The organism is Spirosoma profusum, assembly GCF_014699005.1.
GTDB lineage: Bacteria > Bacteroidota > Bacteroidia > Cytophagales > Spirosomataceae > Spirosoma > Spirosoma profusum.
This window is the reverse complement of record NZ_JACWZY010000001.1, coordinates 568,236-590,015: the sequence shown is the minus strand read 5'-3', so window position 1 is coordinate 590,015 and position 21,780 is coordinate 568,236. Positions and strand designations below refer to the sequence as shown.

The following is a 21,780-nucleotide window of genomic DNA, read 5'->3' as shown; positions in this document are numbered from 1 at the left end:
ATGTTAGCAAAAACAATACAACAAAAGTAAGGGAATCTGCGATTGGCCCGTCAGTTTATCGGCCTTTCGTTTATCTTGCAGCCTTTGTTCCCAAACACCATGAAACGTATTTTCCTGCTGCTTTCTACTCTTTCGCTGCTTATTTCCAGTTGTTCCTTCAAAAAAAAGGCGGATTTACTCGTCACGAACGCCCGTATCTACACGGCCGATTCGAGTTTTTCGATGGCCGACGCGTTCGTTGTTAAAGACGGAAAATTTCTGGCGGTCGGCACAGCCAAGGCGCTCGCCGACGAATATGAAGCGGTTACCCAAGCCGATCTCGGTGGCCTGCCTGTTTACCCCGGTTTTTATGACCCTCATTCTCATTTTCTGGGGCTTGGGCAAGTGCTTGATCAGGCCGATCTGGTGGGTGCGGAGTCGTATGATGAAGTCATCGAACGACTAAAAACGTTTTATCAGGCTCATCCCAATGTTTCCTGGCTCATGGGTCGAGGTTGGGACCAGAATGACTGGCCCGAGAAAGCCTTTCCGACAAAAGAAAAACTGGATGCTGCTTTCCCGCATGTTCCAGTGGCGTTGATACGTGTTGATGGGCATGCATTGCTTGTCAATTCAAAAGCCCTCAAGATGGCCAACGTAACGGAAGGGTCAAAGACACCAGGTGGCGAAGTTGTATTACAAAACAACCAGCCAACGGGAGTTTTGGTTGATAATGCGATGCAATTCATAAGACGAGTGATTCCCCGCCCCGATGTTGCCGACAAAGCTCGAATGTTTCTTAATGCGCAGAAAGCCTGCGTTGCTTTGGGTTTGACAACTGTATCTGACGCAGGAATAAACCCGGACGAAATCAACCTGATTGATAGCCTGCAACGTACCGGAAAGCTCAAAATTCGGGATTACGCTATGATTAGCCTGGGCGAACCAAATTTGAATTACTTCCTTCAACGCGGCCCCTTCCAGACAGACCGGCTCACGGTACGTTCGTTCAAACTTTATGCCGATGGAGCGCTTGGTTCGCGTGGAGCCTGCTTACGCCAGCCCTACAGTGATCGTACCGAAACGGGTGGGTTTCTGCTGCTAAGCCCTTCCGAATTGGAACGTATCACTACGCTTCTCATTAAATCTAAATTTCAGGCAAATACGCACTGCATCGGCGATTCGGCCAATCATCTGATGCTCGATTTATACGGCAAACTGCTTAAGGAGAAAAACGATCGTCGGTGGCGTATTGAACACGCGCAAGTGGTATCGCCTGAAGACGTTAGAAAATTTGGTCAATTTTCGATCATTCCTTCAGTTCAACCTACCCACGCTACGTCGGATATGTACTGGGCGGGCGACCGGCTGGGGCCTGAGCGCGTGAAAGGAGCTTACGCCTTTAATGATTTGATGAAACAAAATGGCCTGATTGCGTTCGGCAGCGATTTCCCGGTCGAAGCTGTTAACCCTATTTTTGGTTTTCACGCAGCCGTAGCCCGGCAGGATGCAAAAAATTATCCGGCTGGCGGCTACCAGATTGAAAACTCCATCGACCGTAAATCAGCCCTACTAGCCATGACTCGCTGGGCTGCTTACGCCTGTTTCGAAGACCATCTGCGCGGCTGCATCGCACCCGGCAAACAAGCCGATTTTGTAGTTCTCGACCGCGACATTATGACCGCTCCTAACGAACAGTTACGTCAGACCAGTGTAAAACAGACCTGGATTGGTGGTGAGCGGGTGTTTTAATTCACGGCCTGAATCTGATACGTTAGTTTGTTAAACGTAACGGTATCACCCATTTTTTTACCTGATAACGACGTAGCAATCGGCGATGCGGGTGAAACGGCGAAGTAATCCTTTCCCGCCAGCAGCATTTTCCCAGCGCTGATGCTGATAAAAAACGTACCGCGATTGGTTATCACTAAACTTCCGGGCTGCACCGTTTCGTAATGTTTCTCTACAATGAGTCGGTTTACGTCCTGCTGTAGTTTTAAGGCCTCGGCCAGCAGTTGGGCGTGGCGGTCGCGTTCGAGTTGCGCCATCGCTCGTCCCGTCTCATATTTGTCGCCAGCACTACTTTTGGATTCTGAATTAGCGGCTTCCTGAGCTGCTTCCATAGCAATTCGCGCGGTATCGATACGTTGCTGGACATAAGCTTCACATAAGCCCAAAAGCGCAATTTTCGTTTCTTGATACGTATCGGTCACGTTATAGATTTTTCTTTTTTAACTCGTTTACCGCAAACGTAGCAGCCCGCGCTGTCAACGCCATAAACGTAATGGATGGATTCTGAGAACCGGTTGATGTCATGGCCGCACCGTCAGTAACGAATACGTTTTTTACTGCATGAAGTTGATTATGAGCATTCAGCAACGACGTTTTCGGGTCGCGACCCATACGTACTCCACCCATTTCATGAATATCAAGGCCGGGATTGCGGTTATCGAGATAAGGCGAAATCCGCACGCAACCTGATTGTTCGAGCATATCGGCTCCCTGTTCCAGAAAATCTTTGGAAATTTTCTGGTCATTGTCAGTGTAGTCAACGGACGTAACGAGTTGAGGTATTCCCCAGGCATCTTTCTGGTCAGAACTCAGTCGAACGTGGTTTTCGTAGCGAGGAACCGTCTCAGCCTGAATCATCATGTATACATTCCAGGCACCCGGTCGGGTTAGTTTTTCCTTGAACTCAGCTCCAAAACCGGCCTGAGCGTTTCCCCTACCCCAGTTTGTCCGGGAAGCGCTAAAAGCGACCATATACCCCCGCTGGAAATCCATTTCCTGCTTGCGAACATTCCGAAAATTAGGCATAAACGCCGTAGTTGGCCGCCGACCGTGATAATACCCATCCTCGAAACCCTCATAATCAGCCGTAATGCTTCCTCGATAATTGTGAAATGCTACGTAGTGACCCAGCAAACCGTTGTCATTACCTAATCCTTTTGGGAAACGACGAGAGGTTGAATTGAGCAACAGCAAATTAGTGTTCAGACAGGCAGCATTCACGAAAATAATTCGGGCAAAATACTCCGTCATTGTCTTCGAGTGTGCATCAATCACCCGAACGCCCGTCGCTTTCCCCTTTGTGTCATCGTAAATAATGGAATGAACTACTGAATCAGGACGTAGCGTTAACTTCCCAGTTTTGGCAGCCCAGGGCAACGTAGCAGAGTTCGAACTAAAATAGCCTCCATACGGGCATCCTCTATAGCACAAATGTCGAGCCTGACACTGCCCCCGCCCCTGATCGAAGTGAATTTGCTTAGGCTCAGTCAGGTGGGCGCAGCGACCAACAATAACGTAGCGATCTTTATACCGTTCGGCAACGCGCTTCTGGATGTGTTTCTCGACGCAGTTCAACTCCCAGGGCTTCAGAAATTCGCCATCAGGCAGCGTTTCCAATCCATCTTTATTACCACTGATACCTACGAATTTTTCAACGTGGCTATACCAGGGCGCTAAATCTTCATAACGTATCGGCCAGTCGATAGCCGCACCGTCACGAGCGTTGGCTTCAAAATCGAATTTGCTCCACCGCTGTGTCTGACGCGCCCAAATCAACGACTTCCCGCCTACCTGATACCCACGGATCCAATCAAAAGGTTTTTCCTGTACATAAGGATGCTCGGCGTCTTTCACAAAAAACTGCTGTGTGCTCTCATCTAAAGCATAACATTTGGTTGCAATCGGGTTGGCTTTATCGAATTCGTCGGGCATTCGATTTCGGTGGGGGAAATCCCAGGGGTTCAGCTGCGCCGTTGGGTAATCTGTAATATGCCGAACATCGCGCCCGCGTTCCAGCACGAGCGTTCGTAACCCTTTTTCGCACAACTCTTTAGCTGCCCAACCTCCGCTAATTCCCGAACCAATTACAATGGCATCGTAGGTAAGGGCGGCTTTTGCATCGCCGTTGATATTCATGTAGACTAGTGGGTTTAGAAAGTGAATATAAGAAAACCGTTTGACAATATATTTTTTGTTAAAAAATTTGACAATAATTCTATTGCCATTACTTTTGACAATAAAATTATTGCTAAATGAGAAATATTATTGGACAGGCGGTTTCAGGAAACGACTTTTTTGAGCGGCCACAGATCGTACGGAAGATTCGTCGGGCTTTGCGAGCATTTAATTGGGTATATCTATCTGCCCCAAGACGTGTTGGTAAAACGTCTATCATGAACCACCTTCAGGAAAACCCTGAAGCTGACCAACAGTACGTTTATGCTATTACTCAGTCAATTGATTCGGTAGATGGCTTCTATAAAGAACTGGCAAAGCAGGTTATTGATAGCCCCGCTTTTCGCACGATGTTGAAAGTAACCGATACGTTAAAGAAGGTCGCCAGTGCGCTACTTCAACGCATAAACCTGAAAGTTTCTGTACCGTTCTTGGATCTTTCACTAGATAAAGGAGAGCCAATAAACTTTCAGACCGATTTTGAAAAAATGCTGGAAGAATTGGATCTCGACGGTGGCAAACTAATTATTATGGTCGATGAGTTTACTGAGACCATTGATAATATTATGCTGAAACATGGAAAACAGGAAGCTCGGCGATTTCTACAGCTTTTCCGTGAATTAACCCACAATCGCAAACTGACTAGTAAAGTGCAGTTTCTGCTGACGGGTTCTATTTGCCTGCAACCATTAGTCAAGAAACTTGAAGTTAGCGACCTTGTCAATCAGTTACAGTACATCGACGTTCCTTCGCTGACTGAAGACGAAGCCTGCTCACTTTTCCGTCAACTTATTGGGCCGGAGGATATTCAAATTGATGAGGATACGATTCGTTTCACTCTACAGAAAATTGACTGGTTAATGCCTTTTCATGTTCAATTATTAGTACAGGAGATTATCGACGTATTTGAAAGTAGTGGTAATCCAATTGATCAAGCCAAAGCAGAACAGGCATACCAGCAGATTTTTCATCAGCGAAACAAAATCTATTTCGAACAGTATTACGAACGGCTGAAAAAGCGACTTGAACCCGGAGCTGAATATCAATTTGTGCATGACGTATTGAATCGGGCTACTGAGGAATCACCATTGGAAAAATCCGTCGTCCATGACTTGGCAGTTAAGTACGGCATCACCGACAATTATAAGGCTACCGTCGAATCACTGGAATATGAGGGTTATCTGCATCAAACAGCCGATGGAACAGCATATCGTTTCAATTCGTCTATTCTCAAAAACTGGTGGAAAAAATATGTCTGCTAATTCACAACCGCTCATTGCGACCATCTATAATCCGCACAACCAGAGCAAAGAAGCCCTGATTGCCGGGTTCATTGCCCGTAAACAGAAATTCGAGCGAATTTTCCGGGATATACGCGACTCGACAATGACTAAACCCGAGCAGCATTATCTAATTCAGGGGATTCGGGGCATGGGCAAAACGACGCTGTTACTTCGTATCGCTTACGAAATCGAAAACACGCCCGAACTGCGCCAGCGTCTAATTCCAATTGTATTCAACGAAGAAGAATATGGAATTGGCTCGCTGGCCGATGTGTGGGAACGTACCGCTCAATATCTTGGAGAAGCCGACATAGCATTCGCCGATTTGTATGACAACGTAACAAAGCTGTATGGGCAGGATGATTACGAACAGAGGGCTTTCCAGGCAATTATTGACGCATTACAGAAGCAGAATAAAAAATTGCTGTTGCTGATTGACAACATAGGAGACGTACTGAAAAAGTTAGATACGCAGGAAGAGAAACGATTGCGTGAGATACTACTTACTACGTCCGAATTGCGACTCATTGGTGCTACGTCGGTAGCCATTGAACAGGTACATGATTACACCAAACCGTTCTATGAGTTCTTCAAAATGATTCATTTAGAAGGACTTGCCAAACAGGAAGCTATTGAACTCTTTCTGAAACTGGGTGAGACGTATCACACCGAAGCTGTCCAGCAATTGATTGAACGCCAACCGGGACGTATCGAAGCCATCCGCCGACTCACAGGTGGAGTCATACGAACGATGGTGTTATTATTTGAAATCTTGGTTGAAAATGGTTCCGGCTCAGTTTTCCGCGATCTGAACATACTACTCGACCGTGTAACACCTCTCTACAAACACCGCCTGGACGACTTACCTGCTCAACAACAGAAAATTGTAGCCGCACTCGCTCAGGCATGGGATGCTGCCAGCGCTAAAGAATTAGCCCAAGTAGTACGTCTGGAAAGTAAAGTAGTATCGGCGCAATTGAAGCAGCTGATTGATAATAACGTAGTAGAGAAAGTAGAAACAAAAACCAAAAACCACCTTTATCGACTCGATGAACGCTTTTTCAACATCTGGTATTTAATGCGTTTCGGCCGGAAAACAGACCAGCGTGTCTTATGGCTGATACGTTTTTTTGAAACGATGTTTGCAGGTGATGAAGAATGGATGCAAGAACGTATTGATGGACATTTAAAAGCAATGGAAGTTGGTACTTTGGATCCCGAAGCAGCTCTGTATTTAACGACAGCATTTAGCACTATTATTAAAGATGAAGAAATAGAAGATAAATTAAAAAAAACAACGAGAATATATTTGATAACAAAGGGATATAACTCACTGGCAGCCAATATAACCTATTCCAAACAAGAGCAAGTAACTGAGATAATCCATTCAGGCAAATACGCAGAAGCAATTAAATTTTTATCGAGTTTTAATAATAAAAACGAAGCAATTTTATTAGACTTATCAGCTTGCTATTTAATGAATGATGAAACGTTATTAGCTGAAGAGAACTTAATTAAATCATTTACAGATAAAAAAGAGTATTTAATAAATGATATAAATGACCATCAATCGGTTAGTTTAGCAGCTGTAATTGGCTTAGTAAATGGGGTTAAAATTGACATAGAAATTAATGGTGAAGTCAAGAAGAACTTATTCAGTACTGATAAATCAAGAATTGCTGCGGAAATAGCAATTCAATACTTCACAAATAAATTAGCAAATAGGAAAAATATCAGTTTTTCCATTGTTGAAAAATTCATTCAAAAAGCGGTAAATACCGTGAAGGATATAAGGGCTTTTTTCGTCTATGATATAATTAACCTATGGAATGATTACTACTTAACTAGCTATACATTAAATAAATATATAGATGGTATCCTTTCACACTTAAATAATAAAAACTCTATTTTCAATGATCCTCTTAACCGCTTAACAAAAGAGTTTTTAGAGCTCCTCCTCGCTAAAAAACAATACCACACCGCATACAACTATTTCCAGCAGGAAGAATGGCAGTTGAAAGACCGCTTCAAGCCCCTTTATTACGCTACGTTGCATTTCTTAAAAGATGAATATCCAACTGATTACTTGCGGATGGGCTCAGAGTTAAAAGAAACTGTCGATGACGTACTGTCTGAAGTGGCGCAAATGGCTATTGATTACGCTTAGGGAAGTCACTTACAAAATCGAAATAGCCTAACTTTACAGCCATTCTAGCAAACACTGGGCTAATTTATATGGAAACTGTTGCTACGTCTCCACTTCCGGTTCCCCGACGGGCAGGTTTACCAATTTTGGGTAACACGCTCGCTTTTCTATATAATCCGTTAAAAGCGTTACGTTCACTTCGGCAGGAATACGAACGTATCGTGCATCTTCAGATTGGCGGTCGTAATCAATATCTGGTGTTCAACCCCGAAGATGCCAAGCATATTTTGCAGGAAAATCATCGGAACTACGGCCGGTCGCCCGCGTTTGAAGTGCTCCGAATTTTTCTGGGAAATGGCCTGCTAACCAGTGATGGCGATTTCTGGCGTCGCCAACGGCGATTGGCTCAACCCGCTTTTCATCGGCAAAAACTGGCGGCTCTGGCCGAAACCATGATTTCGGAAACCGCCGACTGGATTGACGAACTCCAGCAACTCCCTCCCCATAAACCCATTAACATGTCTCAGGCGTTTATGGACGTTACGATGCGTATTGTTTGCAAAACACTGTTTGGCTCTGATACAGCCGGGAAACTGACTGGTTTATCGCAGGCGCTCGATACGCTGAATTACATGGCTAACCGACGTCTCTTGTCGCCGATTCGGGTGCCAATGCACTGGAAGACCCCTTCGAATAATCGTTTTCGGCAGGCCGGTCAACTTGTCGATATGTTCATTTACGAGGTAATAAATGCTCGACGTAAAAATCCGTTGACCGAAAATGAGCAACGTAGCGATCTGCTCGGTATGCTGCTCAGCGCTGAAGACGAAGAAACCGGCGAGCGCATGTCAGACAAGCAATTGCGTGATGAATGTGTTACGTTGTTTTCGGCAGGCCACGAAACCACGGCCGTGTCGATGGCATGGACAATTTACCTACTGACACAGCATCCCGACATACTGTTACGTCTGCAAACAGAAGTTCAATCGGTGCTGGGCGATTCTCGTGTGCCACCGTCAGATGTTTTTCGGGCGCTGCCTTATACGTTACAAGTCATCCAGGAGTCACTACGTTTGTATCCACCTGCCTGGATCATGAGTCGATTGGCTCATCAAAATGACCATATTGGTCCATATATTATTCCGGCGGGATCAACGGCTCTTGTCAGCCCGTATATTCTCCATCGCAACCCGGCGTCCTGGTCTGATCCTGAGCGATTCAACCCGGATCGATTCGCGCCGGGTGGTGAAAAAGACCAGGCTCATGCCTATGCTTACGTACCGTTTGGCGGTGGACCACGCCTGTGCATCGGCAATCAGTTTGCGCTTATGGAAATGCAGATTCTGCTGGCAATGCTCGTTCGGAAATTCAGGTTTAGTCAGGTAAGCAGTCAGGTCATAAATCCTAAACCATTGATAACGTTACGTCCAAATCGGCCTATTTACGCACAATTTACGTAATACTGCAATTATACTTTTCGAAGAATCTTTGTTTTAAGCCGTTCCACGAATTAAGTAAAAAGTGAATCAATCAACCCCTTACCTTTTATCCAGTGTCAGACTCGTGAAACAGATTTGCATCTTTCTTAGGAGCACTTGACATTCTGGTATGTATCCTCAAACTTAGATAGTCCATTGATGTTCTTAGTTTATTCACCTTAAAGGCGACACAATGAGACTACAAATTCATGCTGTGCGATTCACAGCCGATCAGAGCCTGTTAGATTTCATCCAGGCTAAACTCGACAAGTTGGATACCTTTTACGACCGGATTGTTAGCGGAGAGGTATTTTTAAGGCTCGAAGGAGCCGATTCCAACAAGGTTAAGGAAAAAATAGTCGAAGTTCGATTGTTGATTCCGGGTAAAGAGTTGTTCGTGAAAGAACACGACAAAAGTTTCGAAAGCGCCACCGACCGCGTGATGGATGTCCTGAAAGACAAACTCGTTCGGTGCAAGCAAAAACGAAATGACATTTCCAGTCCGGCCATAACCCAGGCCAAATTCATGCAGGAAGAAGAGGTCGTTGAAACCGACGAGTTATAACCAATTTGCTAATCCAAGAAAGCCAAAAGCCACCCGTTCGGAGTGGCTTTTGGCTTTTATATAATTGCTGAGCGAAGACCGAATTACAGCGAAAACGATTCTTTGATTTTATCAATGGAATCAAGTTTTTCCCATGTAAACAACTCAACCTCAACTTCAACTTCTTTCGTCTGGCCGTTCGAGCCAAACTTTTTCTTTACAATTTCATTTTTACGTCCCATGTGGCCATAAGCGGCTGTCTCCGAATAAATCGGATTACGTAGTTTTAGTCGTTGTTCGATGGCATACGGGCGCATATCGAAAATCTGACCTACTTTCTTAGCAATTTCACCATCGGGCAAATCCACTTTCGACGTACCGTAGGTGTTTACGTACAATCCACAGGGTTCAGCTACACCGATCGCGTAGGAAACCTGCACCAATACCTGATCGCAGAGGCCGGCAGCTACCAGATTCTTAGCAATGTGGCGCGTAGCATAAGCCGCCGAACGGTCCACTTTCGAGGGATCTTTACCCGAGAAGGCGCCACCGCCGTGAGCACCTTTACCGCCATACGTATCAACAATAATCTTACGCCCCGTCAGACCCGTATCGCCGTGTGGGCCACCAATCACGAATTTGCCGGTTGGGTTAATGTGATACTTAATATCGTCGGTGAACAACGTGTGCAGTTCTGCTTTCTGAGCAGCCTTAACACGAGGAATCACGATTTTGATGATATCTTCCTTGATTTTCGCCAACATGATCTCATCATCGGCGAAATCATCGTGCTGCGTCGAAACCACGATCGTGTCGATACGTATCGGCTGGTGGTCATCTGAATACTCAATCGTAACCTGCGACTTCGCATCCGGGCGCAGATACGGCATCAGTTGGATTTCATTGTTACGAATGTGCGACATTTCGCGCAGGATGGCGTGGGCTAAATCGAGCGGCAACGGCATGTAGTTATCCGTTTCGTTGGTCGCGTAGCCAAACATCATACCCTGATCACCAGCACCCTGTGCATTGGCTTTTGTTTCGAAGTCTTCGTTGGCTACCTCTCGATCAACGCCCATGTTGATGTCAGCCGACTGTTCGTGCAGAGCTGAGAATATACCACACGAATTGGCTTCGAACATATATTCGCTTTTGGTATAACCAATTTTACGGATAACCTCACGCGTAATTTTCTGAACGTCCAGATACGTTTCGGTTTTTATTTCACCCGCCAGCACAACCTGACCGGTGGTTACCAGGGTTTCACAGGCAACTTTACTCGATGGGTCATACGCCAGAAAATTATCTATCAAGGCGTCAGAGATTTGGTCAGCGACTTTATCAGGATGTCCCTCAGAAACTGATTCAGATGTGAAAAGATACGGCATTACGCTATCTATATGGCTTGGTTCCAACCACAAATCTACAAGTTTCTCAACAGGCGGCAAATAATTAAAGGATGAAGTAAAAATCTAACCTGCGATTTTTCGACGGATCACCGCGAAAAAGGCAGTCAGAAATGGCCAGAACGGCATGGTTGCAAACAGGCGAAGTTCATCCAGAACGTGAGTGTCCTCGTCCAGAAACGTAAAAACACGCCGAGGATTACCCGTGTAGACTCTGGTAAAAATATCATCAGCAGGGTGCCGATTATTTTCCAATACGTTTAGAAATACACTATCGTACACTTTAAAGCGTCGACGAAACCACGATTCAGGGCGAATTGGCTTCCCAGTCTCTACCAGATTCTTAACAATAGCACTCAGGTAGCGTTGTGTTCGCTGGAATGTATATCCCGTCGATGCTTTTGTGTACCCGCCCGACGTACCAATTCGTACAATGTGTTCGGAAGGGTATTCCTGAGTCAGTTCGTCCGACATGGGAATGACGCCGTATTCAGTGTCAGCAATTTGATACGTACCTGTGTCAAGAAATCGGTCGATGTATTGACGTAGCTGATCGTCGTATTCACTCTTTTCGAGCAATTTTTCATTAAATAACGTAAACTCAACAAGCGCCGTTTTTTCATCGAACGGTAACACGTAAACGAACCGGCAATCGCCATGCTGCTCAATCCGAAAATCCATAATTTGTGGTTTTTCGGGATTAAAACAGGGCTTTTCAGCCGTAATGACCCAACCTTTAAAGTGCTGAAGGAGATTGTGATTTTCAGGCTGATTTAGCTTTAGCGCGAACGTACTGTCGAAAATATAATCAGCGATGAAAGGCTCATCGTCAGCAATCAGAAAGCCACCCTGCGGTGTTTCCTTGATTCGATTGATGATTGCCTGCTTAAATTCTATAGTCGGATGTTTGGCTAGTTCGTTCTGCACAAACTCGTAAAAATCGATACCACGTAGCATCTTATACGTATAGTCGCCCATATCGACGGGACCGGTATACGTAGTACCGTGAAAACAAACTGTTTTCCACGTACGAAATAAAATAGATTCAAACGGACCAGGATCACGCTCCCAGAAACACCAGGTTCGGTCGTTCCGGTCTTTTTGTTCCCGGTCAATAATCAGAATACTTCGGTCGCGAAGTGGAGACTGCGTTAGGTAATACGCCAGACTAAGTCCGGCCATTCCTCCCCCCGCGATGATGAAGTCGTATTTTTTCATGGAGCAAAGAAAAAGTCTGAACCGAAGTCCAGACTCTTCTTATTAAGCCTTGAATTTGCTCAATTGTTTATAATAATTGGTATTCACTACGTATTAACTAACTGCCTATAAAACGTATTAAACGTTTACGTGTTTCTCGGCATGGTAGCTGGAACGGACCAATGGCCCTGATTCAACGTATTTCAGACCGCGTTTCAGACCTTCTTCCCGGTACATGGCAAACGTATCAGGATGAATCCACTCAATGACTTCGTGGTGCATTTTAGTGGGTTGCAGATATTGCCCCAACGTCAATACGTCCAGGCCATTAACCGCCAGATCATCCATAGCTTTAAATACTTCATCGTGGGTTTCGCCCAACCCGAGCATGATGCCTGATTTGGTACGTTTCCCGTATTCTTTCGTCCGGCGAATTTGCTCCAGACTGCGTTCGTAACGTGCCTGCGGACGTACCCGGCGATAAAGCCGCTCAATGGTTTCCATATTATGCGACACTACTTCCTGACCTGCCGAAATCATTCGTTCGAGGGCATCCCAATTGCCTTTGGTATCTGGAATCAGGGTTTCGATGGTTGTAGATGGCGACGCTTCTTTAATAAGGCGCACGGTCTGATACCAGATTTCGGCGCCACGGTCTTTCAGTTCGTCGCGATTCACCGACGTAATGACGGCGTGTTTCACTTTCATCAAAACGATTGCCTCAGCAACCCGACGAGGTTCGTCAGTATCGTATTCGTTCGGGCGGCCTGTCGCTACTGCACAGAACGTACAGCTTCGGGTACAAACATTGCCCAAAATCATGAACGTTGCCGTTCCTGCGCCCCAGCATTCGCCCATATTAGGACAATTGCCGCTTTCGCAGATGGTATGTAATTTATGCTCGTCGACCAGTTTGCGCACTTTTGCATATTCTGGACCGATGGGCAATTTAACCCGCAGCCAGTCGGGGCGTTTTCTGCTACGTTGTTGTTCGGAAGGTATTACTGGTAATTCAATCATAACTCCTCAATACTTTCTCTCAGAATCCGTTTTTCAGCCGTAAAGTTCACGGTAGTGGCAAAGGGTATAGGGTATGGGCACAGGGTGAAAAAGAAAGGGGCAAAAGCTAGAGTTTTCACTCTATGCTCTTACCCCTATTCCCTTTGCTACGTTATTTCTTACTCCCAAAAAATAGGGTAATATACGCTGATGTGAAGAAACTCCGGTTGCCGTCTTCGCGTTTGCCAGCCGGATTGGTGTTGGGGATAATGACGATGGTATTGGGAAATGCTTCGGCCAGGAAGCCAATTTCGACGCCGGTTGTATTAGCCCGGAAAGCGCTCAGTTCGAAGCTGAGGGCTGCTTTTACGTTAAGTCCGACCGTTAATTTCGACTGGCCAAGTCCTTCCAGAAAACCACCCGAGCCAATGACGGTTTCACCAGTAGGCGTTGTAAACCCATTGACCTGCGATGCTGGCACAGTGCGGCTATTGTTGCCATAAGCGACTTCCAGATAGTATGGCTTGATAATACCCAGCGATGGCCCAGCCGCCAGAATACCACTCACGGCAATACCCTCGTCGGCTTTTCGCTGAAATAACTTTACTTCACGGCCATACTGCGGACGTAGCACAAAGAGGTAATTTTCTTTCCCATCGATATATCGGGAGCCAATAGAGTTAACCGACGACTGAAGCTCCTTAGGATGCTTCACGTTCACCAGTTCGATGCTCAGGTACCGATATTGCGGCAATCCAAACAACGTACCAGATAACAGCTTCGACTGCCGGAACGAAACGCCACCAATGACACCAGCGTTTGTATTGGTTGTGATGCCGAATGTGGTTTCGGTTGGATATATTTCGTCGTCGGCATCTGTATTTTGTGCCTGGGCAACCTGAGTCGATAGCATCAGGCAGCCTAACGTAAGCGCAAGTAATCCGTAAAGTGTTCGCATTTTCGTAAAATCCTGAATTAAAGCTACAAATTTTTAGGCTGCTTCACAAAATCATCTACAAGTATTAGCGTAACAACACCAATTATTTTATGTTTAAGGTCAATTGGTAAGTTAGTCAGCGGTCTAACTTACTGCTGTTGACTCATTATTTTTAGCAAATGGCAACGATTCACATTGACTATCAGGGCAATTTACGTACCGATTGTGAACATATGCAATCAGGAACGCACATCAACACCGACGCACCGACCGATAATCAGGGGCGGGGTGAAGCGTTCTCTCCAACCGATTTAGTAGCCAACGCTCTGGGCTCTTGCATTATTACCACTATGGCCATTTTCGCACGGCGCGATGGCATTGACCTCACGAGTAGTGCGCTCGACGTAACGAAAGTCATGAGCAGCGAACCGCCCCGACGTATCGCTCGCATTGAAATTGACCTGGTGCTACGTGCCAATCGTGATGGAGAGCCTTTTTTACCGGACGATGAAACCCGGGCCCGACTCGAAAAAATTGCGCACACCTGTCCAGTCGCCATTAGCCTCCACCCAGACCTGGAGCAAGCCGTCAGTATCCGGTGGGAAGCCGGCGTGAATGTTTAAGTACGTACTGAATAATGGTTAATGTAAAATGTAGGATGCTGATACGTTAGTACTCTTCCATTTTTCATCGACCATTGCTCATTTTGCGTTTTTCTTTTTCTGCTTGTGCTTCTGACGCCAGTATTTAATATCGGCGGTCAGATTTTCCAGGAAAAAGGATGGACCTACCGATATATAGAAACCTGTGTAATTAATCTGACTTTCCGGAATATCTTTTTTAAGAATAAAACGATAGCCCGTCAGTATGTTAAGGCCGAACCAATGAAATGGACGGAACCATTTTATCATTGGAAACTGATATGCTGCTGAAACACCCACCCCTAGGGGCAGAAAAACTCCTCTGGCCAATTCATGCCGTTCGGCACTGTCGTCGTTACGTTCATAGCGCGAATGTCCGTACCCAAATTCGAGCGGTAAACTCACTTCGAATGCTCCCTTACGTAGCAGATACCGCTCATAATAAACCGTTGCCATCCGTAATCGACGTGTGATTGATTCTGACGTATTGGGCAACAAACCGGGTTTATCTAGTTGCTGATTAACAAAATAAAAACCGACTCCCGCCTTAAAACTGGCAGATCGGCCACTCATTAAATTAGGTCTCCGATGGCGGGGGGGAAATAGGAATCCCGCCCGCAGCCCGTACACACTAACTGGCACCCGCCGATTATCTTCGGTACGTGTATCGTTGAAAAAGAAAAAGCGTTGGTCGGTTGAGGCCGTAAAGGTTAATGATTTGGGCTGTGTGGCTGATGTAGTATCAGGCTGGTTGTCAGCAGATGGCGAAGTACTCAGTTGGGTCGTTTCTTTGACCGACACTTTGGCTTGTCCTGAAGCGACTTCACTAACCAGAAAGTATATCGTAAAAAGTAAGCCTAGACTAATAAATAAACGCATAGTTTTCAGAACGTTGATACCGATATAACGACGGATGGACATAATGGTTCTGACTTTACTGATAACCTACAGCTAAGTCTAGTCACCTAGCCTGATTGGTAAAAAGTAGATTTTTTTATACCTAATACCTATTTAAGGTTGCTTGATCCTCCAGGCTTTCAACTATCTGACGAACACACTCTATTTAATTCTATTTAAAGGTATATAGTCGGTTAAATGAGCTATCTTAAATAAGTACAATTTCTATACCTAAACTTCAAGATCAGTAATCTATTTGTAGTCTCATACTACTCTCCTGAAATTCGATAGTAATTTATATCCAATTAACTGATAGAGCGTTACCGGGAACGTTCCCGGTAACGCTTGCATAAAAAAAATCAGATTTTTTATTTAGAATATCTATTTTTATTCTAAATATTATGAGAAGTTTTACTCAAAAAATAAGTAGATTGGGAGAACAGTAAACAAAAAATAATCCATAAACTAAACTTCATAATACAATCATAAACTAGCCTGTATGTCCGCTGCTCCATAAGTAGAAACCCTCAGTTCAAACGCTTTGGCCTACACGAAACAATACAATGCCGTGAACAAGCCATACGCTGACTACACCATTGAGGAGCTTACACTCGACGACCTGTTCGTTCGTTGGGTGCAGCATCCTGATGACGATGAGGTAGCAGCCTACTGGCAGATATGGCTTACTCAGAATCCCGACTGTATCGAAAAGGTTGAAACGGCTCGTAAGATTATCCTCACCTGCAGCCAGCCGCCCGGTACTCCGCTATCGACGGAGGAAATTTCATCAGTTTGGGGACGTATCCGCGTATCGCTGCAAACAATGGAAGACGTTCGTCCTCTTTTGCCCGACGTACGGATTGTGGTAGGATGGTGGTATTTTATACGGACGGTAGCAGCCGCAATGGGCGTTGTCTTGTTGATCGGCTGGGCGCTCTGGATGCAATACGGCCCGAATCAGGGACTTTCGACTATTAGTACACTGGATAACCAAACCCGGGAACTCAAGCTACCCGATAATTCAATAATGACGCTTTATCCGAACAGCTCGGTGCGGTACGCCCGCCAATGGAACGACGAAACACCACGAGCTGTCTGGTTGCATGGAGAAGCTGAGTTTTTTGTGAAACATCGAAACGATACGTCATCGGCCCGGCTATTCCGAGTGCATACTGGTGATCTAACCATTGAAGCATTGGGTACAGCATTTCGGGTACGTCAACAGCCACGTAGCACTTCAGTGGCACTAACATCCGGGAGTGTAAACTTGCTGGTCAAGCATCATAATCCCGTAAGACTCCAACCAGGCGAATGGATTGAAATACCGACCAGTCCAACAAAATCTTTACCGTAACCTGCTTTTAATCAATTTCTATTAATTCTTACTCCAACCTATAATGCGTACAACTACTACTCATCTGCTACGTAAAACGTGGCTTCCTATGCTTGGCCTGACCGCACTGGCGCTCATCGGCCAACCGGCGTTTAGCGCCGTTCCAAGTAGTCCGCCGAAACAGACTAACCTTGCTCAGGAAAGAGCTGTTTCCGGGAAAGTTCTTTCGTCCGACGACAACAATGCCTTGCCAGGCGTTACCGTAACGGTAAAAGGCACGTCGCGCGGTACCACCACCGATGCCAATGGTACGTATCGAATCAACGTACCAAACGATCAGGCTGTACTGGTCTTCTCATCAGTCGGTTTTTTGTCGCAGGAAGTAGCCGTTGGCAATCGCTCTTCGGTTAATATTACGATTCAGACTGACACCCGTTCGCTAAACGAAGTAGTGGTAGTCGGTTACGGTACACAGAAGAAAAGCCAGACCACCGGTGCTATTTCGTCGATTACACCCAAGCAAATCACGGAACAGCCTGTTACCAATATTGGCCAAGCTATGCAAGGCCGGGTAGCAGGTGTTGACGTAGCGCAATCGGGTAGCCGTCCCGGTTCTGTACCAACGATTCGGATTCGGGGTCGTCGTTCATTCAACGCTGGTAACGATCCGTTATACGTAGTAGATGGAATTCCGCTGGCGAGGGAATACGAAGACATCAACCCGAACGATGTGGCCTCAATGGAAATCCTGAAGGATGCTACAGCAACAGCTATCTATGGTGCACGGGGTGCTAATGGCGTTGTGCTGGTAACAACCAAACGGGGTAATGCAAATGGTAAAACGAGCATCACGTACGATAACTACGTTGGCGTTACCGATGCGCTTGATAAAGTTCACCTATTCAGCGGCTCCGAATTTGCCGAATTTGTCCGGGAAGCCTATCGGACTACAAACAACTACAAAGATGTTAACGGGAATCCGGTTCCTACGGGTGTAGCCGATGCTTATGCCGACTCGAAAGTGGCAGTGTTAGGTGGCGACCCGAACGTAGCGGCTGGCTTAGCGGCTAATCGAAATACCGACTGGCAATCGATGCTTCTTAAGCAAGGTATTCAGCAGAACCATACAATTGGTGTTCAGGGAGGTAGCGAAAAAACGCAGTTCTATATTTCAGCGGGGTATTTTCAGGATAAAGGCATCATGCCAGGACTGGACTTCACCCGTTATTCACTACGTGCCAATATTGATCACCAGATCAATAAGGTTCTTAGAGTGGGGCTTTCATCTTATATGATGTACAGCCTGCGTAATGGCGAAACACTGAATCCGTACAATTTTACCCTTCAGCAAAATCCGCTCGGAAGGCCTTACGACGACAACGGAAACCTGATTTTCTCGCCAACGAACGATGCGCTGCTTACTAACCCGCTTGCTGAGGTTATTCCAGGTGCCCAGATTGAAGAACGGAAAAAGTACCGGATTTTCAATAGTGTTTATGCAGAGGTAAATATTATTGACGGACTAAAATATCGGGTTAATTTCGGCCCTGATTTCACCATCAACCGATTTGGCCGTTTTATTGGTGCTCAGACAAACGCCCGGAAATTTGGCGATCCACAGGCTTCTAACGCTGCCGCCTTTAACTTCGATTATACGCTTGAGAACGTAGTGACCTATAATAAGAAGTATGGTGATCATAATTTCGGTATAACCGCTCTTCAATCTATTCAGCGCGATAACACCGAGTTTAACAACATTAACGTGCAGGGTGTTCCTGCCGAAACGCAGTCCTTCTACAATGTAGGCAATGCCAGTTCGGTGCTGGGTGTGGGCAGTGGTCTGGTTCAATGGACGATCAACTCATATATGGGTCGGGTCAACTATGACTACAAAGACAAATACTTATTGACGGCCACCATCCGTCGGGATGGATCGAGCCGGTTCGGGGAAAACACCAAGTATGGTAACTTCCCTGGCGTTGCACTGGGCTGGAACATCAGTAATGAAGATTTCCTGAAAGGATCTTCCTGGGTTGACCTGTTGAAACTTCGAGTAAGCCGGGGGTCGGTTGGTAACCAGGGGGTGGCTCCCTATCAAACCCAAGGGTTGCTTGGACGTACTGTATACGCGTTTGGTAGTACAGCCGCTTTTGGGTATCGTCCCGAAACCATCGGTAACGCTGATTTGCGGTGGGAAACATCTACAACCACCAACGTTGGTGTCGACTTCAGCCTCTGGCGGGGTCGGGTAGCGGGTTCTATTGAACTATACAACACCCGGACGACCGATCTGTTGCTATCTGATCTGCTGCCTACATCAATTGGGTTTAACGCTGTAACCAAAAACATTGGCGAAACACAAAATAAAGGGATAGAAGCTAGTATATCGACAGTGAACGTAAATACGAAGAGCGGCTTTAAATGGACTTCCGATATCGTGTTTACCAAAAATACGGAAGCCATTATCTCACTCTTTAACGGACCAATTGATGACGTAGGTAACAAACGCTTCATCGGTAAGCCACTAACCGCCTTTTTTGATTACAAGAAAGCCGGTATTTGGCAAACTAGCGAAGCCGATCTGGCTAAATCATACCAAAGCGCAGTTGGTCAGATTAAAGTGCAAGACACCAACAACGATGGCAAAATAACCGCCGATGACCGCGTGTTCTTAGGCTCCGATATTCCAACCTGGAGCGGTGGTATCACGAACCGGTTCAGCTTCAAAGGATTTGACCTGAACTTCTTTATCTATGCCCGGGTTGGTCAGATGATCCTGAGTGGCTTCCACCGGGATAACAACCAGTTGGCGGGCCGTTATCAGCAAATCAAGGTTGATTACTGGACTCCTAATAACCCAACGAATGAATTCCCACGGCCCAACTCAAGCCAGGAATTTCCGGTCTATAACGGAGCTATTCTCTACTACGACGGTACGTTTGTGAAAGTGCGGAATATCAACTTTGGGTATACGTTCCCGGCTAGCATTACGTCGAAACTCCGTCTGCAATCGCTCCGTTTGTTTGCCAGCATTCAGCAGCCATTCATCTTTTCGAGCTACCGGTCGAAGTATAACGGCGTTGACCCAGAGACAAGTGCAAGCGATGGTGTAGTGAGCAACGGTGTTGTGCCAGCTACCCGGGTTACTACTTTCGGTTTAAACGTTAAATTTTAATCAATGAAGAATGGGCAATGAATTATGGCTAATCCGTCAGCAGACCAACTTTATCCATCTCTCATTATCCATTAACCATTATAGATCTTAAAAAATATGAACTCATTATTTTCGCCAAAATCATTCCGCATCCTCGCGCTTTCTGCTCTGATGTTGAGCGGTCAGGCCTGTAAGGATATATTGGATGAAAAAGTAATCTCCCTGATTGGGAACGATTACATCAACACGCCAAAGGGCTTCGAAGATGCCAGTAAAGCCGCTTATTCATCCATGCGGAATTTTTATGGTTCGGAACGCGGTTTGACCATGACCGAATATGGTACAGATATCTATCAGGCCGGTGCCGATGGTAGCTATAAAGGGTTTCACTTCTATGACACCCAGATGAATAGCTTCGTCGATATTATTCAGCAGATGTGGGAGGAGATATATAAAGGTATCAACACCACCAACGCAGTTATTGAGCGTGCTCCGGCAGCTTCCGTTTCGGACGCTATACGAAAACTGCGGGTTGCAGAGATGAAGTTTCTGCGGGCGCACTACTACTTTATTCTGGTACAACAGTTCGGAGCAGTTGACCTGCGGTTGAAAGAAACGCTGGGACCAACGAAAGCAACTAGCCGGGCATCGGAAGCCGATATTTATAAACAAATTACGGCTGACCTGGAAGCTTCCCTCGCCGATCTGCCTGCCGTTAGAGCAGCAGCACAGGGTGCCAGTGATTATGGACGGGCTACCAAATCGGCTGCTGAGCACTTGCTGGCCAAGGTTTATCTGACCAAAGCCACTTCATCAGCCAAAGCCGCTGATGATTACTCAAAAGCAGCAACCTACGCACAGAACGTAATTAGCAATTACAGCCTGAAGTTGTTACCAGATTTTGCCAGCGTATTCGCTCAAGGTGCCGGTGAAATCAACGACGAGGTTGTTTTCTCGGTACAATACACAACTGATCCGCTTACCAACATTAATTCGGCCAATACGAATAATGGTGACGGTGATAAGCTGCACTTGTACTTTGGTATGCAGTATGACGTGCAGCCCGGTATGAAACGCGATATTGCCAATGGCCGTCCCTTTAAACGGCTACGCCCAACAACTTACCTGCTTGAAACTGTTTTCAAAGATCGTGTGAATGATTCTCGCTATAAGAAAACGTTCAAGGATACATGGCTGAGCAATAACCCAGGTACAGGTTTGAATACGTCTTTTGACGACAGTAAGGCTAAGATAACCTTGAAAGCGGGTGACACGGCTATTTACATTCCAGGGGTTGAGTGGACAAAGGCGCAGCGGGCTGCCAAGCCTTATCAAGTCTTAGTGCCGAGCGCTTATTCGGCAGCGTTATTCCCGACGTTGCAGAAATTCCTTGATCCGAACCGTCCTGACCTGACCTACGAACAAGGCAGCCGCGATTTCATTGCCTTCCGATTAGCCGAAACGTATCTGATTCTGGCCGAAGCGCAACTACGTCAGGGTAAAACGACCGAAGCCACTGCTGCTATCAACGTAGTACGTCGGCGGGCAGCTAATCCCGGCAAAGAAACCGCAATGGAACTCAAAGCCGCCGACGTAACGATGGAAACGATCTACGAAGAGCGCGCCCGCGAACTTGCCGGTGAGCAAACCCGTTGGATGGATCTAAAACGCTGGGGACTTCTAGTGGACCGGGTTAAAAAATACAACCCGGATGGAGCGGCAAACGTAAAAGAGACGCACAACCTTCGCCCCATTCCGCAAACTCAGATCGACCGAACAGAGAATGGAGGGTTTAAACAAAATGATGGATTCTAAAAATG

At 46.1% G+C, this 21,780-nt stretch carries 16 protein-coding genes; 9 read left to right on the top strand and 7 right to left on the bottom strand.

The genetic code is table 11. From position 1 onward, the window contains the following. Positions 1-99: 99 nt before the first annotated feature. On the top strand, positions 100-1,731 hold the full coding sequence (locus IC229_RS02140) for an amidohydrolase (RefSeq protein WP_190885260.1): 1,632 nt from the start codon (positions 100-102) through the stop codon (positions 1,729-1,731). Here the strand turns inward: IC229_RS02140 and IC229_RS02135 are convergent. Next, positions 1,728-2,192, bottom strand: coding sequence for a 3-oxoacyl-ACP synthase (locus tag IC229_RS02135; protein WP_190885259.1), 465 nt, complete (start codon positions 2,190-2,192; stop codon positions 1,728-1,730). The two genes, IC229_RS02140 and IC229_RS02135, sit on opposite strands and share 4 nt — an antisense overlap. Position 2,193: 1 nt before the next feature. Then, positions 2,194-3,906, bottom strand: a complete 1,713-nt coding sequence (locus IC229_RS02130; protein WP_190885258.1) for a GMC oxidoreductase — start codon at positions 3,904-3,906, stop codon at positions 2,194-2,196. A 257-nt stretch (positions 3,907-4,163) separates the two neighbouring features. On the opposite strand from IC229_RS02130, the gene IC229_RS02125 reads away from it, so the two are divergent. From IC229_RS02125 to IC229_RS02110, 4 genes are all read left to right on the top strand, one after another. Then, positions 4,164-5,207 carry a hypothetical protein gene (locus tag IC229_RS02125; RefSeq protein ID WP_394355913.1) on the top strand — a complete coding sequence of 348 codons (1,044 nt, stop codon included), beginning with the start codon at positions 4,164-4,166 and terminating at the stop codon, positions 5,205-5,207. Further along, positions 5,143-7,395 (top strand): ATP-binding protein, encoded by a 2,253-nt coding sequence (locus tag IC229_RS02120; RefSeq protein WP_190885256.1) that lies wholly within the window; start codon positions 5,143-5,145, stop codon positions 7,393-7,395. Before IC229_RS02125 ends, IC229_RS02120 begins: the two co-directional genes overlap by 65 nt. Before the next feature lie 68 nt (positions 7,396-7,463). After that, positions 7,464-8,834, top strand: a complete 1,371-nt coding sequence (locus IC229_RS02115; protein WP_190885255.1) for a cytochrome P450 — start codon at positions 7,464-7,466, stop codon at positions 8,832-8,834. Positions 8,835-9,045: 211 nt separating this feature from the next. Further along, positions 9,046-9,417, top strand: coding sequence for an HPF/RaiA family ribosome-associated protein (locus IC229_RS02110; protein WP_190885254.1), 372 nt, complete (start codon positions 9,046-9,048; stop codon positions 9,415-9,417). 83 nt (positions 9,418-9,500) lie between these two features. On the opposite strand, the gene metK is transcribed toward IC229_RS02110, so the two are convergent. From metK to IC229_RS02090, 4 genes are all read right to left on the bottom strand, one after another. Continuing rightward, the gene (metK, locus tag IC229_RS02105) at positions 9,501-10,784 is read right to left on the bottom strand and encodes a methionine adenosyltransferase (protein WP_190885253.1); all 1,284 of its coding nucleotides are present in this window, start codon (positions 10,782-10,784) and stop codon (positions 9,501-9,503) included. 84 nt (positions 10,785-10,868) lie between these two features. Continuing rightward, on the bottom strand, positions 10,869-12,020 hold the full coding sequence (locus IC229_RS02100; RefSeq protein WP_190885252.1) for a lycopene cyclase family protein: 1,152 nt from the start codon (positions 12,018-12,020) through the stop codon (positions 10,869-10,871). Between the two features lie 117 nt (positions 12,021-12,137). Beyond that, positions 12,138-13,019, bottom strand: a complete 882-nt coding sequence (gene lipA / locus IC229_RS02095; RefSeq protein ID WP_190885251.1) for a lipoyl synthase — start codon at positions 13,017-13,019, stop codon at positions 12,138-12,140. Between the two features lie 151 nt (positions 13,020-13,170). Beyond that, complete coding sequence (locus IC229_RS02090) at positions 13,171-13,956, bottom strand: hypothetical protein (protein WP_190885250.1); 786 nt, start codon at positions 13,954-13,956, stop codon at positions 13,171-13,173. 158 nt (positions 13,957-14,114) lie between these two features. Between IC229_RS02090 and IC229_RS02085 the strand changes: the two genes are divergently transcribed. Beyond that, entirely contained in the window at positions 14,115-14,558 is a 444-nt protein-coding gene (locus IC229_RS02085; protein ID WP_190885249.1) for an OsmC family protein, read from the top strand. A gap of 78 nt (positions 14,559-14,636) precedes the next feature. On the opposite strand, the gene IC229_RS02080 is transcribed toward IC229_RS02085, so the two are convergent. Next, positions 14,637-15,455, bottom strand: coding sequence for a hypothetical protein (locus IC229_RS02080; RefSeq protein WP_223833807.1), 819 nt, complete (start codon positions 15,453-15,455; stop codon positions 14,637-14,639). 559 nt (positions 15,456-16,014) lie between these two features. Between IC229_RS02080 and IC229_RS02075 the strand changes: the two genes are divergently transcribed. From IC229_RS02075 to IC229_RS02065, 3 genes are all read left to right on the top strand, one after another. After that, entirely contained in the window at positions 16,015-16,827 is an 813-nt protein-coding gene (locus tag IC229_RS02075) for a FecR family protein (RefSeq protein ID WP_190885248.1), read from the top strand. Between the two features lie 88 nt (positions 16,828-16,915). Then, positions 16,916-19,981 carry a SusC/RagA family TonB-linked outer membrane protein gene (locus IC229_RS02070; RefSeq protein WP_394355914.1) on the top strand — a complete coding sequence of 1,022 codons (3,066 nt, stop codon included), beginning with the start codon at positions 16,916-16,918 and terminating at the stop codon, positions 19,979-19,981. Positions 19,982-20,077: 96 nt separating this feature from the next. Continuing rightward, positions 20,078-21,775, top strand: a complete 1,698-nt coding sequence (locus IC229_RS02065) for a RagB/SusD family nutrient uptake outer membrane protein (protein WP_190885246.1) — start codon at positions 20,078-20,080, stop codon at positions 21,773-21,775. Positions 21,776-21,780 lie beyond the last annotated feature (5 nt).

Excerpts from the sequence above, each read along its gene's own strand:
- IC229_RS02070 (WP_394355914.1), top strand. The coding sequence starts at position 16,916 with ATGCTTGGCCTGACCGCACTGGCGCTCATCGGCCAACCGGCGTTTAGC.
- IC229_RS02085 (WP_190885249.1), top strand. The coding sequence starts at position 14,115 with ATGGCAACGATTCACATTGACTATCAGGGCAATTTACGTACCGATTGT.
- IC229_RS02120 (WP_190885256.1), top strand. The coding sequence starts at position 5,143 with ATGGAACAGCATATCGTTTCAATTCGTCTATTCTCAAAAACTGGTGGA.
- IC229_RS02125 (WP_394355913.1), top strand. The coding sequence starts at position 4,164 with ATGAACCACCTTCAGGAAAACCCTGAAGCTGACCAACAGTACGTTTAT.
- IC229_RS02065 (WP_190885246.1), top strand. The coding sequence starts at position 20,078 with ATGAACTCATTATTTTCGCCAAAATCATTCCGCATCCTCGCGCTTTCT.
- IC229_RS02100 (WP_190885252.1), bottom strand. The coding sequence starts at position 12,020 with ATGAAAAAATACGACTTCATCATCGCGGGGGGAGGAATGGCCGGACTT.
- IC229_RS02130 (WP_190885258.1), bottom strand. The coding sequence starts at position 3,906 with ATGAATATCAACGGCGATGCAAAAGCCGCCCTTACCTACGATGCCATT.
- IC229_RS02140 (WP_190885260.1), top strand. The coding sequence starts at position 100 with ATGAAACGTATTTTCCTGCTGCTTTCTACTCTTTCGCTGCTTATTTCC.
- IC229_RS02080 (WP_223833807.1), bottom strand. The coding sequence starts at position 15,455 with ATGCGTTTATTTATTAGTCTAGGCTTACTTTTTACGATATACTTTCTG.
- metK (WP_190885253.1), bottom strand. The coding sequence starts at position 10,784 with ATGCCGTATCTTTTCACATCTGAATCAGTTTCTGAGGGACATCCTGAT.
- IC229_RS02115 (WP_190885255.1), top strand. The coding sequence starts at position 7,464 with ATGGAAACTGTTGCTACGTCTCCACTTCCGGTTCCCCGACGGGCAGGT.
- lipA (WP_190885251.1), bottom strand. The coding sequence starts at position 13,019 with ATGATTGAATTACCAGTAATACCTTCCGAACAACAACGTAGCAGAAAA.
- IC229_RS02090 (WP_190885250.1), bottom strand. The coding sequence starts at position 13,956 with ATGCGAACACTTTACGGATTACTTGCGCTTACGTTAGGCTGCCTGATG.
- IC229_RS02110 (WP_190885254.1), top strand. The coding sequence starts at position 9,046 with ATGAGACTACAAATTCATGCTGTGCGATTCACAGCCGATCAGAGCCTG.